The 6,926-nt window shown below is 44.3% G+C and carries 9 protein-coding genes; 5 read left to right on the top strand and 4 right to left on the bottom strand.

Annotated features, from left to right (window positions below):
* Positions 1-474 precede the first annotated feature (474 nt).
* Complete coding sequence (locus L876_RS23155) at positions 475-1,206, top strand: CatB-related O-acetyltransferase (RefSeq protein ID WP_081730647.1); 732 nt, start codon at positions 475-477, stop codon at positions 1,204-1,206.
* Positions 1,203-1,811: a 5-formyltetrahydrofolate cyclo-ligase gene (locus L876_RS21325; protein ID WP_051413011.1), complete on the top strand. Its 609-nt coding sequence runs from the start codon at positions 1,203-1,205 to the stop codon at positions 1,809-1,811. The genes L876_RS23155 and L876_RS21325 overlap by 4 nt, the downstream gene beginning before the upstream one ends.
* Here the strand turns inward: L876_RS21325 and L876_RS21320 are convergent.
* Positions 1,772-2,611: a substrate-binding periplasmic protein gene (locus tag L876_RS21320; RefSeq protein WP_081730646.1), complete on the bottom strand. Its 840-nt coding sequence runs from the start codon at positions 2,609-2,611 to the stop codon at positions 1,772-1,774. The genes L876_RS21325 and L876_RS21320 overlap by 40 nt on opposite strands.
* Before the next feature lie 166 nt (positions 2,612-2,777).
* Here L876_RS21320 and L876_RS0107400 point away from each other — a divergent pair, with 166 nt between their 5' ends.
* Positions 2,778-3,230, top strand: coding sequence for a copper resistance protein NlpE (locus L876_RS0107400; RefSeq protein WP_028763221.1), 453 nt, complete (start codon positions 2,778-2,780; stop codon positions 3,228-3,230).
* A gap of 74 nt (positions 3,231-3,304) precedes the next feature.
* Here L876_RS0107400 and L876_RS0107395 read toward each other — a convergent pair whose 3' ends face one another.
* Both L876_RS0107395 and ung read right to left on the bottom strand, forming a co-directional pair.
* Positions 3,305-3,892 carry a hypothetical protein gene (locus tag L876_RS0107395; RefSeq protein WP_028763220.1) on the bottom strand — a complete coding sequence of 196 codons (588 nt, stop codon included), beginning with the start codon at positions 3,890-3,892 and terminating at the stop codon, positions 3,305-3,307.
* A gap of 176 nt (positions 3,893-4,068) precedes the next feature.
* Positions 4,069-4,737, bottom strand: a complete 669-nt coding sequence (gene ung / locus L876_RS0107390) for a uracil-DNA glycosylase (protein ID WP_028763219.1) — start codon at positions 4,735-4,737, stop codon at positions 4,069-4,071.
* Between the two features lie 134 nt (positions 4,738-4,871).
* Between ung and L876_RS0107385 the strand changes: the two genes are divergently transcribed.
* Complete coding sequence (locus L876_RS0107385; RefSeq protein ID WP_028763218.1) at positions 4,872-5,414, top strand: pilus assembly FimT family protein; 543 nt, start codon at positions 4,872-4,874, stop codon at positions 5,412-5,414.
* 199 nt (positions 5,415-5,613) lie between these two features.
* Positions 5,614-5,931 carry a DUF3144 domain-containing protein gene (locus tag L876_RS0107380; RefSeq protein ID WP_028763217.1) on the top strand — a complete coding sequence of 106 codons (318 nt, stop codon included), beginning with the start codon at positions 5,614-5,616 and terminating at the stop codon, positions 5,929-5,931.
* 226 nt (positions 5,932-6,157) lie between these two features.
* Here L876_RS0107380 and L876_RS0107375 read toward each other — a convergent pair whose 3' ends face one another.
* Positions 6,158-6,772: a LysE family translocator gene (locus L876_RS0107375; protein WP_028763216.1), complete on the bottom strand. Its 615-nt coding sequence runs from the start codon at positions 6,770-6,772 to the stop codon at positions 6,158-6,160.
* Positions 6,773-6,926 lie beyond the last annotated feature (154 nt).

The following is a 6,926-nucleotide window of genomic DNA, read 5'->3' as shown; positions in this document are numbered from 1 at the left end:
TTAAACAGCGGTGGTTTTTTTATGCCTTAAGATAGCCACTAAACAGATAGTCACTAAACAAATAGCCACCTTGAAACCTCTATGGGCTCAAGGGCTAAACCGATAACGGCATCTTGGGGAGCAATTCAAATAAAATACCATCGCCTTAAACAGCGGTGGTTTTTTTATGCCTTAAGATAGTCACTAAACAGATAGCCACCTTGAAACATCTATGGTCGATAAGGTCTCAGTGTCAGGTATAAAAAACCTCCGATCGCTTTGCCGCCTTGAGCACATTATTGCCCCACCTACCCAACCTCAACGCAACGAGCCCACCACAAGGATGTTACACCTGCAACCTGACCACAAAAACTCCCCGCAAGCCTAAACACGCCAAGGTTTTCTTTTGTGAGGTAAGGCGAATTTAGTCGTAAAAGAGAGAGCTAAAATACCCTAGCAACATAATTTTCAAACTCAACCTAAGCTAGGCTAAACATGTACCACAGAATCTCAATCGGCTACCGTATCCGAAAACAACTTGCAGCATTGAGCATACAGATCCCGAAGTCCATACATTATTGGAAACGGATTAAGGTCGATCCTAATATCAAGATTGAGCAAAACAGTGCCTTTATCAAGGGCAAGGTTCTACACTCTATGGGAGCTTATTCATACTCTCGCAGCAGCTTGCCACAAAATACGATAGTAGGGCGCTATTGCTCTATCGCACGAAATGTTACTAGCTTAGGTTTTCAACATCCGCTAGAACGCTTTAGCACGAGCTCTGTCACCTATTCAAATGACGAGTTTCAACTACCTTCGCTACCCGAAGGCTTTTTAAAAACCTACGGAGAGCCAAAATCCCCCGCTATAACCATCATGAATGATGTATGGATAGGTAATAATGCCGTGCTAAAACCTGGTATTCGTATCGGCAACGGCGCAGTCATTGCCGCCAATGCCGTAGTAACGAAAGATGTGCCCGATTACGCCATTGTCGGTGGTATTCCTGCCAAAGTTATCCGCTACCGCTTCACGACAGAGGTAATAAAAGCACTACTTGCGTTACAATGGTGGGATTATGACTTTTTAGATTTTCACGATATACCATTAGATTCTGATATTAATAGCTTTATTGAGTCTTTAAGGCATAATATTAAACACAAAAACATTAGTAAACTTTCGCCGAATTATTTTAGTTTAACTGGAATTAAGACCTCAAAGTGAATCGCTCTGAACTGCGTCAAACAGTACGTCAATTACGCCGAGCCCTGTCGAGCAGTGAGCAGCGTCAATTTGCGCAACAAGCTTGCCAGCAAGCCTTGATGGTGATTAATCAACATAAAGTTAAACGTATCGCACTCTATTTGACCAATGACGGGGAGCTGGATACGCGCCCCTTAATTGAGGCGTTATGGCAACAAGGGATTTCGGTTTACTTGCCTAGATTACATCCATTTTCTCAGGGTAATTTACTCTTCTTCAACTATGCGCCCACCAGCCACCTCACACAAAACAGCTTAAAAATATGGGAACCTAAACTTGATATAACCCAAATGGTCTTACCACATCAGCTGGATATGGTGATTACCCCTCTGGTCGCTTTCGATCAACAAGGAAACAGAATGGGTATGGGGGGCGGGTTTTATGATAGGACATTAGCTAAATGGCAACAGCAAGGTAAACCCTACCCAGTGGGATTTGCTCATAACTGCCAGGGCGTAAAACAGTTACCAACGCAACATTGGGATGTGCCATTACCTTTGATCATCACGCCACAAAAAACCTACCATTACTCCTTAACATCAAGGTCAATGGCATCGGACGATTGAGCGACAAATTGCTCAACCCAATAAGCATTACTTTCAAAGCCATGGGTCTGTAACAGCACTGCTAATTCACCATTGTTAACCATGGTATCCAGCCCCTGATTAAAAGCTGTGATCACCTGCTGGTGTTTACCATAGGTTTTCGCGATGCCAATATGAAAACGCTCCACACTCAAGGGCCCACCTAGCACTTCAAACTGCCCTTCAAATTCACTGCCGGGTAAGTTAATTAGATATTTAGCAACATCGTCACTGATTAGCACTAAATCGACTCTTCCTAACAGCAGCTTCTTTAAGTTCTCTTTGTCGGAACTTGCCTCCTCGGTTGTAAGCTGTGCCTGTGAGAAGCGTTGTGGGTTAGCGTATCCACGACCAATACCGATACGATACCCTTTAAGATCACTCATTTGTTCAAATTTAATCCTGCTGTTGCTACGTTTATAGAGCACTATGTTTACCGATAACAACGGCTTGGAAAAAGCGATCCATTGCTCTCGTTCGGGGCGATACCAGACACCAATAATACCTTGTGCATAGCCATTCTTAATTAAGGTCGTCGCCCTGACAAACGGAAAAAATTGATGTTCGATTTCGTAGCCCGCTTGCTGAAAAGCTTGCTGCACCATGTCAAAAACTACACCTTTATTTTCTAGCATTGAAGAATAAAATGGTGGGTAATCATTGGAAACCGTATTAAGACGCAATGGCTCAGCCACACTAGGAGAGGAAAATAAAGTGCAGAGGCAAACAAGCCAAGCGGTTCGCCGCACCATTTTTATTAGCCTAACGATTGTCTTTGCCATAAGCTCTGCGTCTCTTAAGCAGAATGTATCTCATTCAAAGTTTAGTCTACTTTCGCTAATTTTCTTTATCATCCGCAACACAGTTGCTCAATAGCACTCAGACTTAGCGGCCGACAGGAGATATGCTAACCTAGTGCAATATTCTCTATGCTTGAGACCCTATACCATGACGAAACTATTACCCCTTATTCTGTTACCTGCATTGCTAATACTCAATGGATGTAGTGCCCCCCAAAGTAAGATGACAACGCCTAAACCAGTTAAGACAGCACAAACGGTTACCTATGCAACTGGAGATAACAGCCAAAATTCCTTAGATTGGCCGGGTGAATATACAGGAGTGATACCTTGTGCCAGTTGTGAAGGCATTGATATCCATTTGATCTTGCATGCCGACTTCAGTTACCAGTTGACCCAAGGCTATTTGGGCAAACAAGATACGCCCACAGTGCAGGAGGGTGTGTTCATTTGGAATAACCGCGGCAGTGCTATTACCTTAGATAACTCGTCCACACCGATGCAGTTTCAGGTCGGCGAAAACCAACTGTTTATGTTGAACCAAAACGGTGAACCTATCACTGGTGCTCTCGCACAGCACTATCGATTGCAAAAGCACTAACCGTTGGAATAATAAAAAGGCTTAATAAGTCACCTCATTAAGCCTTTAAAACGTCATAAAAACTAATTTATCGTCTATTTACACCATAACTTTTCGCACGGCATCTCACCCACCAGTTTTTCAAACCCTGGGCAATGTTGCACAAAATAGGTCGCTTCTTGGCATGAGGTCATCTGCAAGCATTGTCGACGACTGTCACAGCTAAATACCACATCACTCAAATCGCGCTTACCGACATAATATTCTGAACCTGCTGGGAATAGCCCTTCTGGTGGTTTATTGGTGTTTTCTGGGGCAAACTGATAGCTGTTCATTACCAGATATAAGATACAGGCAAAGACAGCAGTGCAGGCAACAATGGAGAGTTTAATACGCCAACTTAGCGGCTCGTTGGCATAAGATGAGGTATCGGAAGCAAAAGGCGAAATAAGCTTGATCGGATTGCCGAGGTCAACCTCGGCAACTAACACCTTCATATCAGTGAAGCTATCTTTCCACATTCGATACACAACAGTATCGCCAACTTGTGGGGCATGAGCATAGGGGTAAAGATTTATCCCTTTGATACGCAGGGCTTCGGTACCACCTTCGGGCATGATAAACCCAACGCGATACTGTTGATCCCAACTAATAAGCGTTCCTCGCTTCTGTCTTCTATCCATATCCTACCAGCCTTAATGCTAAGCGCTGACCATTGATTAGCACAGGCTAATAATCAACGCTTCTTCCCTGATATTGGCAATCAAAAAATAAGTAACATAATTGTTACAACATCATATGACTATAATCAGCTTTTTCTCATCAAGCAAGTATGATTAGATGAAATCACTGCCCCAAGTTACACCTGCCAGTCGATACTTTTGTCCCCTTGAGATAAAAGCAACTGATTGATTTTAGAAAAGTGTTGGCAGCCAAAAAATCCTCGGTATGCCGATAGCGGTGATGGGTGAGGCCCACTCAGCACCTGATGCTGTGGCGCATTGATCAGCTTACCTTTCTTGATGGCATGACCGCCCCACAACACAAAAATAATCGGACGACTCTGGGCATTAAGCAGCTTGAGTGCGTTGTCAGTAAAAGTTTCCCAACCACTTTTAGCATGAGAATGCGCTTTACCCTGTTCAACCGTGAGCACAGTGTTTAACATCAACACCCCTTGGCGTGCCCAAGCTTCGAGGTAACCGTGATTTGGAGTCGTGAATCCCACAATATCGGTGGCCAGCTCTTTATACATGTTTACCAAGGAGGGCGGCGTCTTAATACCGGGTTTGACAGAAAAACACAATCCGTGCGCCTGCCCTGGCCCATGATAGGGATCTTGGCCAATCAGCACGACTCGCACATCATTTAGCGCCGTGTAGTTAAAGGCATTAAAGACTTCATCTTGTGCTGGGTATATCAACTTGCCTGCATCTCGTTCGCCCTGAATAAAACGGGTAAGCTCTGCAAAATAGGTTTGCTGTTGCTGATCATTAATAAACCCTTGCCAACTATTGATGTTCGCCATAAGTCCTTCTCATCATTTAATAAAAACCTGCCTACGCTGACATTTGTTCAGTAAGTCAAAGACAGCTTTGCGCAAAAACATTATAATTTACCGTATCTAAGGATTCATTGTACCTAATTGTGCAGGGGGAATAAGTGATAAGTTCTACTAAGCGCTTGCAAGGTTTTACCTTAATCGAGCTAGTTGTGGTGATTATTGTGCTCGGCATTCTCGCTGTGGTCGCTGCCCCGAAATTTCTTAATGTTTCACAAGATGCGCAGATCGCCACAGTAAAAGCGACTGGTGGTGCATTTAAATCGGGGATCAATCTAGCTCGTTCTGTGTGGGCCGTGCGAGTGGGCTCTGGCCCTGCTGAGAACCTACCGACCTTTGGCGACGCCGAAGAGGGCGAGATAGATTTCAATGCCAATGGCTGGCCTGCACAACATTATTACACCGATAATGAGCCCTCTCCCCAGCTTGATAACGTAGAAGATTGCATCTCAGTTTGGGAGACGCTCTTTCAAGGTGATGAGCCCAGTGTATCTCGCTTCGACAGCACAACAGATACGGATTACAAAGCCAACTATGTCTCAGTTAATCAATGCCGTTATGACTTTAGCGACAATCAAAGTTTAAGCATTTACTATGACTCACGCGATGGCAGCGTAATTGTCGACGTCGATCCCAACAGCTAACGACACTCAAAATAATTAACGGTCACGAGAGTCGATTGATTCGGCTCTTGCTTTCTCACCACAGCACGCTTCCACGCTCCCCACACTATAATCAGACTGCTGATATCGATACAGATCTCATTACCTTAAATTTGATGATTCATTAACGGCTAATTTACGCTAATATCTCCTCACAAAAATCGCTAATAGTGAGCAGAACATGTCCGAAAACAAAACAGAAACCACCATTTTCCAATTAGCCGATCAATTTATTGCACTCGCCAATGAGCTAAGCGGAAAAGAGCAAGATGTCGGTAAAGTTGACACAGCAATGCGTTTTGCTGCTGCGCGTTTTAACGCTTTTGAAGCCTCTCTTAAGTCATCTGACTTAGCCGCAGAAAAAGCAAATGCGCTAGAGTGGTTTAGCAACGAATATAAAGAGATGCTTAGCGATAACTTGGATGATCATATCGATAATCCGCCTGGTGCAAATAAAGAACCCGTTAAAGATGATTCTGTGCAAGTGTTCAACGGCTAAGGTCTAGGCTCTAGACACAAGGTTTAATGAAAAATTAAAATGCCATCGTTTCCATTTAAGCCACGATGGCATTTTTGTCTCCACCGCCTTTTCAGCACTAGTCCTTTTCACGAACGCTAACCATAAGGCCCAAATCCCCTTTAGCACTTTTTTCGATGCCTTGCCCGCCGCTTGCTATTTCGGCACTTTAGTCCTAAGCGCTTTAAGCCTTCTTAAGCTTCACACCTTAAATAGTCACCACGACTCGAATTGCCAACAAAATCAGTACTACACCAGAAAGTTTATCTATCAATGCAGCCTTCTGCTTCAATTTGGGCAACACCGACTGGTGCGACAGTAACAGCGCAATAATGGTGTACCATAGCCCATCGACAATAAGCGGCGTTAGCACGATAAGTGATTGCCCAACAAGGCTATCTGCCGCCAACACAAATTGACTAAATAGCGCCAAAAAGAACAGCATAATCTTTGGATTAAACAGTGATATGGCCAAGCCATCACGAGCAGCGGTATAGGCGTCGGTCGACTTTCCTGCAGCCAGTTTTTCTGACATCCCCCCTTTGGAACGCAATGCCTGTACGCCCATCCACGCCAGATACAATGCACCGATAATCGCGATAGCATTAAATAGCATGGGGGCTTGCTTTAGCAACACCGCCAACCCAAGCAAAGTCACTAACGCGTAGATACCTATACCGATAGAATGAGCCCACGCACAGATAATGCCTTTGGCACGCCCACCGCCTAATGTATGGCGAACCACCATCGCCAAGCTCGGCCCCGGAGACATGGCCCCCAAACAACAGATAGCTAATAGACTTAGCCATGCACTAAAACTCATCGAGCTTCCCTTTTCATTATCTATATGACCCTAGGTTTAATAAATCTCATCGCGATGCTGTATCGTTTTACAAATGAGCTGGCTCAATATACAACATATCCAGCCAAGTAGCGTAGCGCTATCAAGACGCATCATCACCCGGCTTATCACCACA

The organism is Shewanella colwelliana ATCC 39565 (genome assembly GCF_000518705.1).
In the GTDB taxonomy this organism is placed as follows: Bacteria; Pseudomonadota; Gammaproteobacteria; order Enterobacterales; family Shewanellaceae; genus Shewanella; species Shewanella colwelliana.
Note: the sequence above shows the minus strand (reverse complement) of the source record. Positions and strands in the feature narration are given on the sequence as shown.

Bases quoted from the DNA above. Each gene is read 5' to 3' on its own strand.
- L876_RS23155 (WP_081730647.1), top strand. From the start codon at position 475: ATGTACCACAGAATCTCAATCGGCTACCGTATCCGAAAACAACTTGCA.
- L876_RS21320 (WP_081730646.1), bottom strand. From the start codon at position 2,611: ATGGCAAAGACAATCGTTAGGCTAATAAAAATGGTGCGGCGAACCGCT.
- L876_RS0107400 (WP_028763221.1), top strand. From the start codon at position 2,778: ATGACGAAACTATTACCCCTTATTCTGTTACCTGCATTGCTAATACTC.
- L876_RS0107395 (WP_028763220.1), bottom strand. From the start codon at position 3,892: ATGGATAGAAGACAGAAGCGAGGAACGCTTATTAGTTGGGATCAACAG.
- ung (WP_028763219.1), bottom strand. From the start codon at position 4,737: ATGGCGAACATCAATAGTTGGCAAGGGTTTATTAATGATCAGCAACAG.
- L876_RS0107380 (WP_028763217.1), top strand. From the start codon at position 5,614: ATGTCCGAAAACAAAACAGAAACCACCATTTTCCAATTAGCCGATCAA.
- L876_RS0107375 (WP_028763216.1), bottom strand. From the start codon at position 6,772: ATGAGTTTTAGTGCATGGCTAAGTCTATTAGCTATCTGTTGTTTGGGG.